A 13,674-nucleotide genomic window follows, 5' to 3' on the forward strand; every position below is an offset into this window, starting at 1 on the left:
TTCGCAGCTAGCTCAGCAAATCAGCCAGCTGCACCAGCGCGTGCTGCACGGTGGCCGCACGGATGGCGGCGCGGTCACCGGTGAAATGCTGCAACTCGCTATGCACACCCGCGGGTGTGGCCCAGCCAAACCAGACGGTGCCCACCGGCTTGTCAGGGCTACCGCCGGTAGGGCCGGCCACGCCGGTCACGGCTACGGCCACTTGGGCGTGCGAGTGTTGCACCGCACCCTGTGCCATGGCACGCACTACGGGTTCGCTCACGGCGCCGTGTGTGGCAATCAGCGCGGCGTCCACACCCAACTGCTCGGTCTTGGCAGCGTTGGAGTAGGTGACAAAGCCGCGCTCAAACCAGGCGCTGGACCCGGCCAGGTCGGTACAGGCGCCGGCAATCAGGCCGCCCGTACAGCTCTCGGCGGTGGCCAGCATCCATTGGCGTTTGAGCATCAAGTCGGCCACTAGCCCCCGTGGATCGTCCACAAGTAGCTCCTGATTTGATAGCAATTGGGAGATCAGATGAACCTCCAAATTGCCACCGCCAGCACAGTGCAGCCTGCAGCCACGAAGTCGTCGAGCATGATGCCCCAGCCGGCCTTGGTCCAGGCGTGACGGTCGGTCAATGGGTCCACGTGGTGGAACAGCGCGTCGGCCCAGCCTACAGGGCCGGGTTTGACCGCATCGAAAAAGCGGAACAGACCAAACGCCATCACCTGGCCGACCAGGCTGGTGGGGGTCACCAGCCACAACACCAGCCAGAAGGCAATGATTTCGTCGATGACCACGTTGCTGGGGTCCAGCACGCCCAGGTCGCGCGCGGTGACGGTGCTGGCCCACCAGCCCAGCAGGGTACCGCCGCCAATCAGCCAGGCCCAGCTGGTGTCGCCCATCCAGGGCTGCAGCGCCGCAAAGGCAACCCAGGCCCACAGTGAGCCCGAGGTGCCAGGCGCAATGCGCGACAGGCCTGAACCCAAGCCCAGCGCCAGCAGGTGCGCGGGGTGGGCGAACATGAATTTGGCGGTAGGCCGGGTGGAGGGCGGGGTCAAGGGGGCACCGCTGAGGGTGTCCAGAGGAATCAGGGTCACGGGGTCGCTCATGCCCCCATTATCGAAGAGCTGGGCGTGGGTGTGTCGCGCCTCTCCGATCAGCCGTGCAGGGACGACAGGAACTGCTGCAGCTCGGGCGTCTGCGGGCTGCCAAACAGCTGGTCGGGTGGCCCCATCTCGTGCACGCGGCCCTGGTGCATGAAGATCACGCGGTTGGAGACACGGCGCGCGAAGTTCATCTCGTGCGTCACCATCAGCAGGGTCATACCCTCCTGTGCCAGGCCTTCGACCACGCGCAGCACTTCGCCCACCAGTTCGGGGTCCAGCGCGCTGGTGATTTCGTCACACAGCAACACGGCAGGCTCCATGGCCAGGGCGCGGGCGATGGCCACACGTTGCTGCTGACCGCCGGAGAGCTGGTCGGCGTAGGCATCAAACTTTTCGGCCAAGCCCACGCGCGCGAGCAGGGCGCGCGCATGGGCTTCACCGGTCTGCGCTTCCTTGGCCTTGACCAGGCTGGGCGCCAGCATGATGTTCTTGCCCACGGTGAGGTGGGGGAAGAGGTTGAAGCCCTGGAAGATCATGCCCACGCGCTGGCGCAGTGCGCGCATGGCGGTGGCGTCTTTGTAGAGCAGGGGCTTGCCGTCCACGGCCAGCGTGCCGCTCTGGAACTCTTCGAGTCCGTTGATGCAGCGCAGCAGCGTGCTCTTGCCCGAGCCGCTCTTGCCGATGATGGCGATGACCTCGCCGGGCTCGACCTGCAGGTCGATGCCTTTGAGCACCTCATTGGCGCCATAGGATTTGCGCAGCGCGCGGATGTCAACGATGGGCATGCAACTTCCTCTCCAGGGATTTGGCGTACAGGCTCACCGGGTAGCACAGCACGAAATACATCAGCGCAACGCAGCTGAACACGAGAAATGGGCTGAAAGTGGCGTTGGCAATGGTCTTGCTCACCTTGGTCAGCTCCATGAAGCCGATCACCGAGGCCAGCGCCGTGCCTTTGATGACCTGCACCAGAAAGCCCACGGTGGGCGCCACGGCAATCTTGAAGGCCTGCGGCAGGATGACGTAGCGCAGCTGCTCGGTAAAGTTGAGTGCCAGGCTTTGCGAGGCCTCCCACTGGCCGCGCGGGATCGCCTCCACACAGCCGCGCCAGATTTCGGTGAGGAAGGCGCTGGCGTAGAAAGTCAGCCCCATGCCGGCGGCCACCCAGGGCGAGGTGTTGATGCCGAACAGGCCCAGGCCGTAATAGGCGAGGAACAGTTGCACTAGCAGCGGTACGCCCTGGAACAGCTGCACATAGCCCGACACAAACGCGCCTGCACCCGGTAGCTTGCTCAGGCGCAGCATCAGCAGCGCCAGCCCGACCAGGCCGCCGCCGACGAAGGCAATGACAGAGAGGCCAATCGTCCAGCGCCCGGCCAGCAGCAGGTTGCGCAGGATGTCCCACAAGGAAAAGTCCACCATGGCCTAGCGCCTCCCGAAAACAAAGGTGGCACCCGCCCAGTTCAGCAGGTGGCGCACCGCGAAGGACAGCAGCAGGTACAGCGTGCCGACCACGATGAAGGCTTCGAAGGAGCGGAAGTTGCGGCTCTGGATCAGGTCGGCCGCGTAGCTCAGCTCCTGGGTGGATATCTGCCCGCACACCGAGGAGCCCAGCATTACGATGATGATCTGGCTCACCAGGCTGGGCCAGATTTTCTTGAAGGCGGGCGGCAGCACCACCCGGGTGAAGGTCTGCAGCCGGGTCAGCGCCAGGCTCACGGCGGCCTCGATTTGCCCCTTGGGCGTGGCCTCCAGCCCGGCGCGCAGGATCTCGGTGGCATAGGCTCCGAGGTTGATCACCATGGCGATGAAGGACGCGGTCTCGGCCGACAGCTTGAAACCCGCGGCCGGCAGGCCAAAAAAGATGAAGAACAGTTGCACGATGAAGGGCGTGTTGCGGATCAGTTCCACATAGCCGCCCACCACGGCCTGCAGCCAGCGCGGTGCCAGCGTGGCGCCAAAGCCGCGCGCGCGCACCCAGGCGCAGGCAATGCCCAGGGCCGTGCCCACCAATACGGCAGCGGCCGTGAGCGCCAGGGTCCAGCCGATGCCGGTGAGCAGCAGGGGCCACTCCGCCAGCACGGCGCCAAAGTCCAGCTGAATGCGCATGGAGATGCTCGATCAGGCGGTATCAGGCGTTACAGGGGCAGGTCGCCTGCGCCACGGCCCAGCCATTTTTTGGCCATGGCTTCGAGCTCACCGCTCTTCTTGGCTTCCGCAATGATTTCGTTCACCTTGGCCTTGAGCTTGTCCTCACCCTTGGCGATGCCGATGAAGTTGGGGCTGTCTTTCAGCAGCAGCTTGTACTCGCTGGAGAGCTGTGGGTTCTTGGTCATCATGTTGCCGGCCACCGAGGCACCCAACGCGACGAATTGCACCTGGCCGGCCGTAAACGCGGCGATGGTGGCGTTGTTGTCTTCAAAGCGTTTGATGTCGGTGTTGCTGGGTGCCACCTTGCCCAGCTCCTGGTCTTCCATGGCGCCGCGCGTCACACCCACGGACTTGCCGCCCAGGTCCGTGAAGGCTTTCACGCTGACGTTCTTGGGACCAAACACGGCCTGGAAGAAAGGGGAGTAGGCAGAGGAGAAGTCGATCACTTTTTCGCGGTCGGGGTTCTTGCCCAGGGTGGCAATCACCAGGTCGGCCTTCTTGGTCTGCAGTGCGGGAATGCGGCTGGCGCTCACCACCACCACCAGTTCCACAGGCACGCCCAGCTTCTTGCCGATGTAGTTGGCCATGTCCACGTCCAGACCGATGGGCTTGAGGTCGGTGCCGACAAAGCCGTAGGGCGCAGAGTCGGTCTGTACGGCCACCTTCAGGACCTTGTTTTTGAGAATGTCATCCAACGCGGTTTGCGCGTGCACGCCAGCTGCCGCCAGCAGGGCGCTGGCGGCCAGGGCCAGAGTGAAGGTGCGTTTTTTCAGGGGGGAGGTCATAGCAAGGCTCCAAGGTAGGTTGAGGTGTCTTTGGGAGGTTTGTCGGCAGAACTTGTATGCAAGCTGTGTGCCAAACGTCGGGGCGGCGCAGCCGGTGGTTCGGTCAACGGACTCAAGGCGCTGCGCAACTCGGCCAGCGGATCGCCGCTGGGGGCTTGCAGGCGCAGGGCGTCCTGCACATGGCCAATATGGGCCTGCATGAGTTGCTCGGCCAGCACCCAGTCGGAGGCCTCCAGGGCCTCGACGATGCGGCCATGTTCTTCGCACGAGTGGGCGGCATCGTGGGTGGATTGGTAGAGCATGGCAATGAGCGTGGTGCGTGCGGTGAAGTCACGCAGGGTGTCGGCCAGCAGGCTGTTGCCCAGGCACTCGGCCAGGCACACATGAAAATCGCCCAGCAGGTAGCTGCGCAGCCCCACATCCGTGCCCTTCACGGCCGCTTTCTCGGTCTTGATGTGGGCTTTGAGTTTCTTGATGGCGGTCTTGCTCACCTCGGTGGTGCAGCGGATCAGCCCCATCTCGATCACGCGGCGTGCCTCAAAGGCCTCGCGTGCTTCGCTCAGCGAAGGCTCGATCACATACCAGCCACGCCGACTGCTGACCGTGACAATGCCACGCGCCGCCAGCCGGGTCAGCGCCTCGCGCACGATGGTGCGGCTGCAGTCGAACAGCATGGCGACTTGCTGCTCGCCCAGGCGTGCACCGGGCGCCAGTTTTTGCGCCATCACGGCTTCAATGATGCGGGTGCTGATGTCGGATGCGTTGGCCATAGGGCCTGCAACACTGCAAAACCCATGCCACTGGTATACAAGATATGCGCACCAGGGTGGTGAGCCAAAGGCCGGTCTACGCCCCCTGCTGGGGCACGGGCTGCGCCAATTTGGCTAGGCATTCCGCCCAGTAGTCGATGCAGGCCCGGATCTTGGGCAGTCGGTGGCGCTCCTGCAGCATCACGGCATAGATGGGAATGCGCGGGCTGGCAAAGTGGTTCTGCAGCAGCGGCACCAGCGCGCCGCTGCGTACCCACGGCGCGGCCATCAGATCATGCAGGCGTGAAATGCCCACGCCCTGCACCACCAGGTTCAGCAGCAGGGCGGTGTTGTCGGTGCGCGTTTGGCCCGGTACCACCAGGTCGGGCTGGTCGATGCGGCTCCAGCGGTTCAGGTTGGGGCTGGCGCTGTTGGCAATCAGGTGGTGGCGGGCCAGGTCGTCGGGGTGCTGGGGTGTGCCGCAGCGCGCCAGGTAGCGCGGCGATGCATACAGCGTGCGGCCGTATTCGCCAATCTGTCGCGCCACCAGCGTGTCGCTGACGGACGCGCCGGTGCGGATGGCCACGTCGATACCGTCACGCGCCATGTCGGCAATGCGGTCGTCGGCATTGATGTCCAGGTGCAGCAGCGGCCAGCGCTGGTAGAGGCCCTCCAGGCTGGGCGCAATCACGCACTCGGCCATCAGTGGGCTCACGCTGATGCGCACCCAGCCGCTGGGTCCGCTGAGCTTGCCACTGAGCTCACTGTCCAGCTCGGCCGTGGTGTCCAGCAGGCGCTGGCCATAGGCCAGGAGTGTGTCGCCCTCGTCGGTCAGGCTCAGGCCGTGGGTGGTGCGGTGCAGCAGGCGTACGCCGCAGGCTGCCTCCAGCCGGGTCAGTGCGCGCGTCACCTGACTGACCGACACATTTCGCTCACGCGCCGCGGCCGACAGGGTGCCCAGCTGGGCAATGCGGGTAAACAGGGCGACGTCATCGAGTTGGAGTTGCATGGCGCCATTGTGCGGCTGTATGGGTTGGTTTTGCAAATAGTGCAAAACCAATATGGATTTTGCGCGGTTTCCGAATGTTGGTTGTGTCAATAAAGTTCAGACCATCACTTGATTACCGGAGTCCACCATGTTCCCCTCTGCTCCCGAAGCCACCGCAATTGCCCAACTGCACGAACAAGCCAAATGCGAGGCGCTGCGGCTGCGCCGCGAAGCGGTGGATGACTTCTGGCGCGGTGCCGATGCCGTGTGGCACCGCAGCCAGGACCTCGCGCTGCGCAGTGCCGAACGGCTGAAGGCCCGCCTGGCCCGTCGCAACCGTCGTTCCCCATCCACTACATCTAACACCACCACCACGAAAGCCTGACCATGCCCACGCTGCAACTCAAAATCTCGCCGCTGCAAAACCCCTCGCGCTACCGCGCCTTGGCCGAGGCGCTCACGCGCATCACCCACGAACAACTGGGCAAGCGCGCCGAAGTGACGGCGGTTGTTATTGACGACGTGCCCGCCGCGCGCTGGCACGTAGGGGGCAGCGATGTCCAGCGCCCCACGGCACTGCTGGAGATCAGCATCACCCAGGGCACCAACACCGCGGAGCAAAAGGCTGCCTTCATTGCCACCGCATTTGCCGAGCTGGAAGACCAACTGGGTGAGGGGGATGGGCTGGAGCCCGCCAGCTATGTGATCGTGCGGGAGGTGCCCGCCAGCGACTGGGGCTATGGCGGCCACACGCAGGCAGCACGCGCACGCGGCCTGGCCGGTACTACGCCTGCGCGCTCAGCCCTGGCAAGCGCCGCATAAGCAGATCGGCCATGGGGGAGGGGCTACGCCCGCGCAGCGTCACCACGCCCATCTCGCTGAACAGGGGTGGCAGGTCGGCTACCTCCAGTGGCACCAGCGTGCCCGCCTGCAGGGCGGCGGCCACGGCCTCGCGCGGTGCGGCCAGTACGCTGTCGCTGGCCAGTGCCACCTGCAGCAGGGTGTGGATGTCGTCGCACTCCAGGGCCAGCGCGGGCACCGCCCCCTCGGGCAGGGCCAGTTTGCGCGCCAGCATCTGCTGAACGGCTGCAGGCACCCGCACACTGAGCACGCCGTAGCCCCACAGGGCATCCAGCGTTGGCGCGGCTGCGCGAGCCAACGGGTGCCCGGTCCGCACAAAAAAGCCCGCATGCAGCCGCGTCAGCGGGCGCACCACCAGATCGGGATCGGCCGGCAGGTCGCGCGTGTCTGCCACAAAAAATTCCAGCTCCTCGGCCCGCAGGTCGTGGGCCAGCAACTCCCAGTTGCCGGTGCGCACGCGCACATGGATGTCGGGGAATTCGTGGCGGATGGCACCCAGCAGCGGCGGAATGAAGGTTGCTCCTGGGTAGGGCCCCACGCCAAACGCGGTGTCACCCAGCTTGCGCTCGCGGTACAGCGCCACATCGCGTTTGAGGCAGCGGCTCTCAAACACCAGGCGGCGTGCGCGCTCCAGCACAAATTCACCGGCCGGCGTGGGCGTCACAGCCAGCGGGCCGCGGTCGAACAGGCGCATGTCCAGCTCGGCCTCGGCCGACTGGACGCTGCGTGTGAGCGCAGGCTGGCTCAAGGCCAAGGCCTCGGCGGCGCGCGCAAAGTTGCGCTTGTCGGCCAATACCACCAGGTGGGTCAGTCGCTTGATGTCCATGCAGGCTTCAATGCAGTGAATGCATTGAAATTACCGTGTAATTGCATTGGACTCAATCCGTGTGGCCCCCAACAATGGACAGAAAACCACAACCCGCTGGAGACACACGCGATGAACGCAATTCAAAACCTGGTGCTGATCGGCATCATCCTGGGCTTTGCTCTGCTGGAATGGCGTTCGGGCCGCCACCGCGAGCACCGCGCCACACCCGACGACACCAAGCTGGAAGCTGCCATGTTCCTGGCGCTTGTGGCACTGCTGCAACCGCTGATCTTTTTCATCACCGGCAAGCTGGGCACCTGGCTGGCGCCCGAGTACCACATGGCCTGGGCGGATTTGCCGGTCTGGGCCATGGTGGCCATCCTGCTCGTGGGTGACGACATGACACAGTACTGGTGGCACCGGCTCTCGCACACCCCGCTCTTGTGGCCGCTGCACCGCGCGCACCACACGGCGCACTATATGAGCATCCGCATCACCTACCGCAACAACTTTTTCTACTACGCCATGATGCCGGGCCTGTGGGTGTCGGGCGTGCTCATCTACCTGGGCTTTGCCAACGTCTACCTGGTCTATGTGGTGGTCAAGCTCACCGTCATCATGGGGGCGCACTGCAGCGTGGCGTGGGACGCACCGCTGTACCGCCACCGCTGGCTGCATCCTGTGGCCTGGGTGGTGGAGCGGGTGTTCTCCACCCCCGCCACCCACTGGGCGCACCACGCGCTGAGCAATGCCGATGGCGTGGGCCACTACAAGGGCAACTTCGGCAACCTGCTGTTTGTGTGGGACTTGCTGTTTGGCTCGGCCAAGATCACCCGCCGCTACCCGCCCCAGGTGGGCCTGCAGGACGACCTGCTGCACGGCAAAGAGCGCTGGTTCGTGGAGATGTTTTACCCACTGCTGCAGTCACGCCGTGCGCATTCGGTGCTGGCACCGGGCGGCCGCGCCAACGCGATGGAGGAGGCGGACGGCATCGCTGCCCCGCCGCCGGCTGCGCAGTAGCCCGGATTCAGGCCAGCGCCTGCTCGCCCACGGGGTGCAGCACGCAGCGCAGCACCTTGTGGTCGGCCGCCTGCAGCGTGGCCAGCAGCAGGGACAGCACCTGGGTGTCGGCCCGCGCGACAAAGCCACTGCGGGTGTACATGCCCTCGGGGCGTGACCACACCCACTGCACCTCGCCACCATCGAGTTTTTCCGAGACATCGGTAGGGCTGACGACCAGCTCCAGGTGAAAGGACTTGCCCGTCAGTTGCAGGCCGGCTTGGGAGAGGATTTGCACGCCGCCCTCGCTGATGTCCATGACCAGGGCCGCAATGGACTGCGGGTCGTTGGCGTCGCGGAATGCAAACAGTGACGTGGCATTGGCGCCGGTGCCCAGCAGGAAGAACGGCGCGCGGGTGTGTACCCGTTGTTCAGAAGATGGCATGCAATAAACCCCAAAGCGATGAAGACGACCACCATGGTGCGGGCCTTGCGTTGCAGCGCTGTGACAAAGCAGTGACGCCTGCGTTGCACCCTCCTGACATACCGCTGTCAGTAGCCCCCCCGCACCATCTGGGCTTCTTCAACGCAACAAGGAAATGCACCATGAAAAACGCCATCAGCTGGTTTGAAATCCCCACCACCCAACTGGACACCGCCCAGGCCTTTTACGAAGCCGTGCTGGGCAGCAGCATGCGCCGGGAGAACATGGGCCCCAGCGAAGGTGCCGTGTTCCCCTACGACCCGGAGGCCGACGGTACCGGCGGCGCACTGATGATGGGCCCCACAGCGCCCAAGGTGTCCACCGGCGGCACGCTGGTCTACCTGGACGCATCGCCGTCACTGGACGCCGCACTGGAGCGCGCCGTGGCCCAGGGCGGACAGATTGCGCAGCCGCGCACTGCGCTGCCACCAGGCATGGGCTTCTTCGCCCACATCACCGACCTGGACGGCAACCGCGTCGGCCTACACGCATTGGCTTGATCCATGACCACGCGCAACAACTGGATTGCCGTGGCCTGCGCCGCGCACGCCCGCCGTGGCTGCGCGGTGCCGGAGCAGGGCTATATGCAGGTCTGCCACGGCAAGGCCGCGCCGCTCAAGCGCATGGCGCCGGGCGACCGCGTGGCCTATTACAGCCCCACGGTCAGCATGGGCGGCAAGGACAAGTTGCAGTCATTCGTGTCGATTGGCATCGTGCAGCCGGGCGTGCCGTATGCGTTCGACATGGGCGGCGGCTTTGTGCCCTACCGGCGAGACGTGGCCTATGTGCCAGCGCTGGAGGCGCCCATCCTGCCGCTGCTGGACGAGTTTGAATTTGTGGAAGACCGAAGCCGCTGGGGCTACAAGTTCCGGTTTGGCCTGTTCCAGGTCAGCGATGCGGACATGCTGCACATTGCCCACGCCATGCGGGCGGCGCCCGAGTTGCTATACCTTTAGGAGCTACTGGCGCAAATTCGACGAGGGCTGGAGGCCTTTTTCATGCAAATGTGTCCCAGGCCAGCTTGCCTGCGGCCGCCGCGGCGGTACTCACCACGGTGCCCCAGGCCAGGTCCAGCAGCGCCAGGCCCACGGGCCAGCCTTTCAGCGTGGCCAGGTTGGTCAGGTCGTAGGTGGCGTAGGCAAACAGGCCAAATAGCGCACCGTGCACCAGGGTGCTGGCCCAGCTGCCACTGCTGCCTTGCGGCGCCACCGCAAACAGCACCAGACCTACTGGGTACAGGGCATAAAACAGCGCAGCCACGCCCAGGCGCGGCTCGGTTGCCATGAGGTGGCCGATGCCGTCTTGGTACTGCGCCTTGGCCACCACGCCAATCCACAGCAGGTCCAGCGCCAGCATGAGCAGGGCGGTGGCTGCGTACGTCGCCACGTATTTGTTCATGGTGCAAGCTTAGCCAATGTTCGGCTTGTCCGTAATGCTATGAAATTGCTAGCTGCTAGCGCAAGTATCATGGGGGCTAGAGGCTCAAAACATATTCAACTTCCATGCGCCGCGCCGACCGCCTGTTCCAGATTGTTCAGCTCATCCGGGGCCGCCGCCTCACCACGGCCGCCTTTCTGGCGCGGCGGCTGGAGGTGTCCGAGCGCACCGTCTATCGCGATGTGGCCGATCTGCAGCACCAGGGCGTTCCCATTGAAGGCGAAGCCGGCATGGGCTACCGCCTGGGCCAGGGGTTTGATTTGCCACCCTTAATGTTCAGTGTGGACGAGGCGCGCGCGCTGGTGGCCTCGGTGCGCATGGCCCAGGTCTGGCAAGACCCGGTGCTGGCGCAAAACTCCCAGGTCGCGCTGGGCAAGATCCTCTCGGTGCTGCCGGCCGCGGCGCGCACGGCGGCGCAAAGCATGGCCATCTACGCACCGCCCGTGGGCCTGGAGCCTGCGGTGCAGGCCACGCTGCAAACCTTGCGCGAAGCCGCCCAGGCCCGCACCAAGGTGCGCCTTCAGTACCGCGATGCGGCCGACAAGACCAGCGAACGCACATTGCGCCCGCTGGGCTGCTTTTACTGGGGCCGGGTTTGGACGCTGGCCGCCTGGTGCGAGACGCGCCAGGGCTTTCGCAGCTTCCGCCTGGACCGCATGGAACAGCTGGAATTGTTACAAAGTGCAGCAGGTCGCTTTGCCGAAGAGCCCGGCAAAACCCTGGCCGATTACCTGCGTACCGCGGCCCCACCAGAGGCAATTTCGCGCTTGCAAGAGGGTGGCACCTAGGGCCGCACGGCCGCGGTACTTTGCAAACCGGAACAATTTGGACACAGGAAAGGCGTGGCTTTGGCCGTAGATTGGGTGGGTCCCTTGCTCCGAGGTTTTTCCCATGTCCGCTACGCCCCTGTTCCACCGTCTGCTGCAGCGTTGGCCTGCCAAAAATCCGCCGCATCCCCTGCAGGTGCTGCTGGACCAGGGCAAGCTTGAAACCCTGTACCAGCCCGTCATTGCACTGCAAACCGGCGAGATTGACGGTCACGAGGCGCTGGTGCGCGGCCACAGCGGTACCGAGTTGCCCCCGGTGCTGCTGGACTCCGAACAAGCCATCGCGCTGCAGACCGAAGTAGAGCTGGCCTGCGCCGGCCGCGCCCTGCAAGCTTGGGGCTATCCCCATGCCCAGGGCCGCATTTACCTCAGCTTCAGCGCGGCCACGCTGGTGGCGCTGGGCGCAGCCCAGGGGCTCACGCGGGTGCAGGAGCTGTGCCTCAGCAGTGGCGTGCCCTGCAAGCGTGTGGTGGTGGAGGTGACGCACCACCGCAAGCTCGATGACTTGGCTGCGCTGGGCCGTGCGGCCATGACGCTGCAGACCCTGGGGTGCGCCATTGCGCTGGACGACGTCAAGGCCTCGCAGCGCAGCCTCAATCTGTGGATGCAGCTCAAGCCCGCCATCGTGAAGCTGGATGCCCGTATGAGCACGGACCTCCAGCAAGACCCTACCAAGGCCAAGGTGTTGCGCTCGCTGGCCGCCTTTGGGTTCAAGACTGGCGCCGTCATAGTGGCCAAGGCGGTGGAAGACGCGGAAGACCTGCGCATCGTGCGCGACTCCGGCATCCAGCTTGCCCAGGGTCGCTTTTTGGGTTTCCCTTCCCCTTCGGCCGTGGACATGCTCAACCTGCGTGCACGCCAGGTGCTGAGCGAGAAGTGGGTTCCGCATGAGCCAGCCTCCCAGCCCGCAGAGCTGGTGGCGGTGGATACGGGCCCGCAGGGCCTGCAGTGGTTCGACTGACGCTGTGGCTTTGAACTTTACATAGCTTCACGCCAACCGCACAGACGTGTCAAGCGAGGCAGGCACCATCACTTCACTGCAATAGCACCCCGTGTGCACTGAGCGTGAATTGAAACTGCCTGCATTTCCCCATTCCTTCCCCCTGACCGCCCTGGTTCTGGCGGTACTGTCCCTGTCGGCCTGTTCCACCTTGCTGCCAGCCCAACCTGTGGCGCCCGCGTCAGCCGTGTCGGTGCCCGCCGCCTGGACAGCCGGCACCACGCCGACCGCGTTGGCAGACTGGTGGTCGCGCTTCAACGATCCGCAGCTCACGCGTTTGGTGAATCAGGCGCTGCTGGCCAACACCGATGTGCAAACCGCACAGGCCGCCCTGCAGCAGTCACGTGCGTTACGCGATGCCAAGGTGGCAGGCTTGGGGCCGTCCGTCGGCGCCAGCGCCTCGGCGCAGCGCAGCTTCTCGGGCAGCGGCAGCAGTGCCACGGCGGGCAACAGCTTCTCGGCCGGCTTTGATGCCAGCTGGGAGCCCGACATCTTTGGTGGCAAACACAGCGCCGCCGATGCCACCCAGGCCGACGCCGATGCCGCGCAAACCAGCCTGGCCAACGTGCGCGTGTCCGTGGCGGCCGAAGTGGCCGTGGCCTACATCCAACTGCGCGGCCTGCAGGCCCAGGTCGCCATTGCGCAGAGCAATCTGCAGAGCCAGACCGAGACCCTGCAAATCACGCAGTGGCGTGCCCAGGCAGGGCTGACCACCTCGCTGGAAGTCGAGCAGGCCCGCACCGCCGTGGCCCAGACGGCTGCCCAGGTGCCCGCGCTGCAAGCCAGCGTCAGCAAGACCCTGCACAGCTTGGCCGTGCTGACCGGCCAGGCCCCGGCAGCGCTCTACGAAACTCTGGCGGCCGCACAGCCCGTGCCCCAGGCCCCGCCAGATTTGGCGCTGAGCCTGCCCGTGGATACGCTGCGCCAGCGCCCGGATGTGCGCTCGGCAGAGCTCAAGGTCACGGCCGCCATGGCCCGCGTGTCCGAAGCCGAGGCGGCGCGTTACCCCAGTTTTTCATTGAGCTCGACGCTGGGTTTCAAGGCCCTGACCTTGGGTGCACTGACCGATGGCGCGTCCCTGGTCGGTTCCTTGCTCGCCAGCGTGTCGGCGCCCATATTTGACGGCGGTGCGGCCAAGGCCCAGGTGCGTGCGCAGGAAGCCGCACTGGCCCAGGCCCATGTGGCCTACCAGGCTACGGTGCTCACCGCCCTCAAGGATGTGGAAGACGCATTGGCAGCCCTGCAGGGCGACCGCAACCGGCTGGTGGAGCTGCAAACCGCAGCCGATGCAGCCAGCAACGCGGCCCTGCTGGCCAGCCAGCGCTACCAGAGCGGCCTCATCGATTTTCAAACCGTGCTGACGACGCAGCGCACGCTCTTGGGCGCGCAGGACAGCGTGGCCAGCACGGTGGCCGATGTCAGCGCTGACCACGTGCGCCTCTACAAGGCGCTGGGTGGTGGCTGGAACTAGGTGCCAGTCCGAGAACACCGCCGCA

At 65.2% G+C, this 13,674-nt stretch carries 19 protein-coding genes; 8 read left to right on the plus strand and 11 right to left on the minus strand.

Going from position 1 to position 13,674, the window contains the following annotated elements:
- Window positions 1-7 precede the first annotated feature (7 nt).
- The 8 genes from AC07OE_RS18405 to AC07OE_RS18440 form a co-directional block, all read right to left on the minus strand.
- A complete protein-coding gene (locus AC07OE_RS18405) occupies window positions 8-478 on the minus strand; it encodes a CinA family protein (protein WP_495072029.1) in 471 nt (156 codons plus the stop codon).
- A gap of 32 nt (window positions 479-510) precedes the next feature.
- Window positions 511-1,092 (minus strand): phosphatidylglycerophosphatase A family protein, encoded by a 582-nt coding sequence (locus tag AC07OE_RS18410; RefSeq protein WP_495072030.1) that lies wholly within the window; start codon window positions 1,090-1,092, stop codon window positions 511-513.
- Between the two features lie 47 nt (window positions 1,093-1,139).
- Window positions 1,140-1,874 carry an amino acid ABC transporter ATP-binding protein gene (locus AC07OE_RS18415; RefSeq protein ID WP_495072031.1) on the minus strand — a complete coding sequence of 245 codons (735 nt, stop codon included), beginning with the start codon at window positions 1,872-1,874 and terminating at the stop codon, window positions 1,140-1,142.
- Window positions 1,861-2,511: an amino acid ABC transporter permease gene (locus AC07OE_RS18420; RefSeq protein WP_495072032.1), complete on the minus strand. Its 651-nt coding sequence runs from the start codon at window positions 2,509-2,511 to the stop codon at window positions 1,861-1,863. The genes AC07OE_RS18415 and AC07OE_RS18420 overlap by 14 nt, the downstream gene beginning before the upstream one ends.
- 3 nt (window positions 2,512-2,514) lie before the next feature.
- The gene (locus AC07OE_RS18425; RefSeq protein ID WP_495072033.1) at window positions 2,515-3,198 is read right to left on the minus strand and encodes an amino acid ABC transporter permease; all 684 of its coding nucleotides are present in this window, start codon (window positions 3,196-3,198) and stop codon (window positions 2,515-2,517) included.
- Between the two features lie 29 nt (window positions 3,199-3,227).
- On the minus strand, window positions 3,228-4,025 hold the full coding sequence (locus AC07OE_RS18430) for a transporter substrate-binding domain-containing protein (RefSeq protein WP_495072034.1): 798 nt from the start codon (window positions 4,023-4,025) through the stop codon (window positions 3,228-3,230).
- Entirely contained in the window at window positions 4,022-4,795 is a 774-nt protein-coding gene (locus tag AC07OE_RS18435) for a GntR family transcriptional regulator (RefSeq protein ID WP_495072035.1), read from the minus strand. Before AC07OE_RS18435 ends, AC07OE_RS18430 begins: the two co-directional genes overlap by 4 nt.
- A 76-nt stretch (window positions 4,796-4,871) precedes the next feature.
- Entirely contained in the window at window positions 4,872-5,783 is a 912-nt protein-coding gene (locus AC07OE_RS18440; RefSeq protein ID WP_495072036.1) for a LysR family transcriptional regulator, read from the minus strand.
- A gap of 127 nt (window positions 5,784-5,910) precedes the next feature.
- Between AC07OE_RS18440 and AC07OE_RS18445 the strand changes: the two genes are divergently transcribed.
- Both AC07OE_RS18445 and AC07OE_RS18450 read left to right on the plus strand, forming a co-directional pair.
- A complete protein-coding gene (locus tag AC07OE_RS18445; protein WP_495072037.1) occupies window positions 5,911-6,147 on the plus strand; it encodes a hypothetical protein in 237 nt (78 codons plus the stop codon).
- Between the two features lie 2 nt (window positions 6,148-6,149).
- The gene (locus AC07OE_RS18450) at window positions 6,150-6,584 is read left to right on the plus strand and encodes a tautomerase family protein (protein ID WP_495072038.1); all 435 of its coding nucleotides are present in this window, start codon (window positions 6,150-6,152) and stop codon (window positions 6,582-6,584) included.
- On the opposite strand, the gene AC07OE_RS18455 is transcribed toward AC07OE_RS18450, so the two are convergent.
- Window positions 6,547-7,449 carry a LysR family transcriptional regulator gene (locus AC07OE_RS18455; protein ID WP_495072039.1) on the minus strand — a complete coding sequence of 301 codons (903 nt, stop codon included), beginning with the start codon at window positions 7,447-7,449 and terminating at the stop codon, window positions 6,547-6,549. The genes AC07OE_RS18450 and AC07OE_RS18455 overlap by 38 nt on opposite strands.
- 111 nt (window positions 7,450-7,560) lie before the next feature.
- Here AC07OE_RS18455 and AC07OE_RS18460 point away from each other — a divergent pair, with 111 nt between their 5' ends.
- A complete protein-coding gene (locus AC07OE_RS18460; protein ID WP_495072040.1) occupies window positions 7,561-8,451 on the plus strand; it encodes a sterol desaturase family protein in 891 nt (296 codons plus the stop codon).
- A 7-nt stretch (window positions 8,452-8,458) separates the two neighbouring features.
- Here AC07OE_RS18460 and AC07OE_RS18465 read toward each other — a convergent pair whose 3' ends face one another.
- Entirely contained in the window at window positions 8,459-8,875 is a 417-nt protein-coding gene (locus AC07OE_RS18465; RefSeq protein WP_495072041.1) for a PilZ domain-containing protein, read from the minus strand.
- Between the two features lie 161 nt (window positions 8,876-9,036).
- On the opposite strand from AC07OE_RS18465, the gene AC07OE_RS18470 reads away from it, so the two are divergent.
- Window positions 9,037-9,414, plus strand: coding sequence for a VOC family protein (locus AC07OE_RS18470; RefSeq protein WP_495072042.1), 378 nt, complete (start codon window positions 9,037-9,039; stop codon window positions 9,412-9,414).
- A 3-nt stretch (window positions 9,415-9,417) separates the two neighbouring features.
- Window positions 9,418-9,870 (plus strand): EVE domain-containing protein, encoded by a 453-nt coding sequence (locus AC07OE_RS18475; RefSeq protein WP_495072043.1) that lies wholly within the window; start codon window positions 9,418-9,420, stop codon window positions 9,868-9,870.
- A gap of 40 nt (window positions 9,871-9,910) precedes the next feature.
- Here AC07OE_RS18475 and AC07OE_RS18480 read toward each other — a convergent pair whose 3' ends face one another.
- Window positions 9,911-10,312 (minus strand): DUF2177 family protein, encoded by a 402-nt coding sequence (locus tag AC07OE_RS18480; RefSeq protein WP_495072044.1) that lies wholly within the window; start codon window positions 10,310-10,312, stop codon window positions 9,911-9,913.
- A 104-nt stretch (window positions 10,313-10,416) separates the two neighbouring features.
- On the opposite strand from AC07OE_RS18480, the gene AC07OE_RS18485 reads away from it, so the two are divergent.
- The 3 genes from AC07OE_RS18485 (at window position 10,417) to AC07OE_RS18495 (ending at window position 13,649) form a co-directional block, all read left to right on the plus strand.
- Window positions 10,417-11,139, plus strand: a complete 723-nt coding sequence (locus tag AC07OE_RS18485; RefSeq protein ID WP_495072045.1) for a helix-turn-helix transcriptional regulator — start codon at window positions 10,417-10,419, stop codon at window positions 11,137-11,139.
- A 103-nt stretch (window positions 11,140-11,242) separates the two neighbouring features.
- Window positions 11,243-12,139, plus strand: a complete 897-nt coding sequence (locus tag AC07OE_RS18490) for an EAL domain-containing protein (RefSeq protein WP_495072046.1) — start codon at window positions 11,243-11,245, stop codon at window positions 12,137-12,139.
- Window positions 12,140-12,248: 109 nt separating this feature from the next.
- The gene (locus AC07OE_RS18495; protein WP_495072047.1) at window positions 12,249-13,649 is read left to right on the plus strand and encodes an efflux transporter outer membrane subunit; all 1,401 of its coding nucleotides are present in this window, start codon (window positions 12,249-12,251) and stop codon (window positions 13,647-13,649) included.
- The last annotated feature ends 25 nt before the right edge of the window (window positions 13,650-13,674 follow it).

The sequence above is a fragment of the Rhodoferax sp. GW821-FHT09E07 genome (assembly GCF_059416145.1).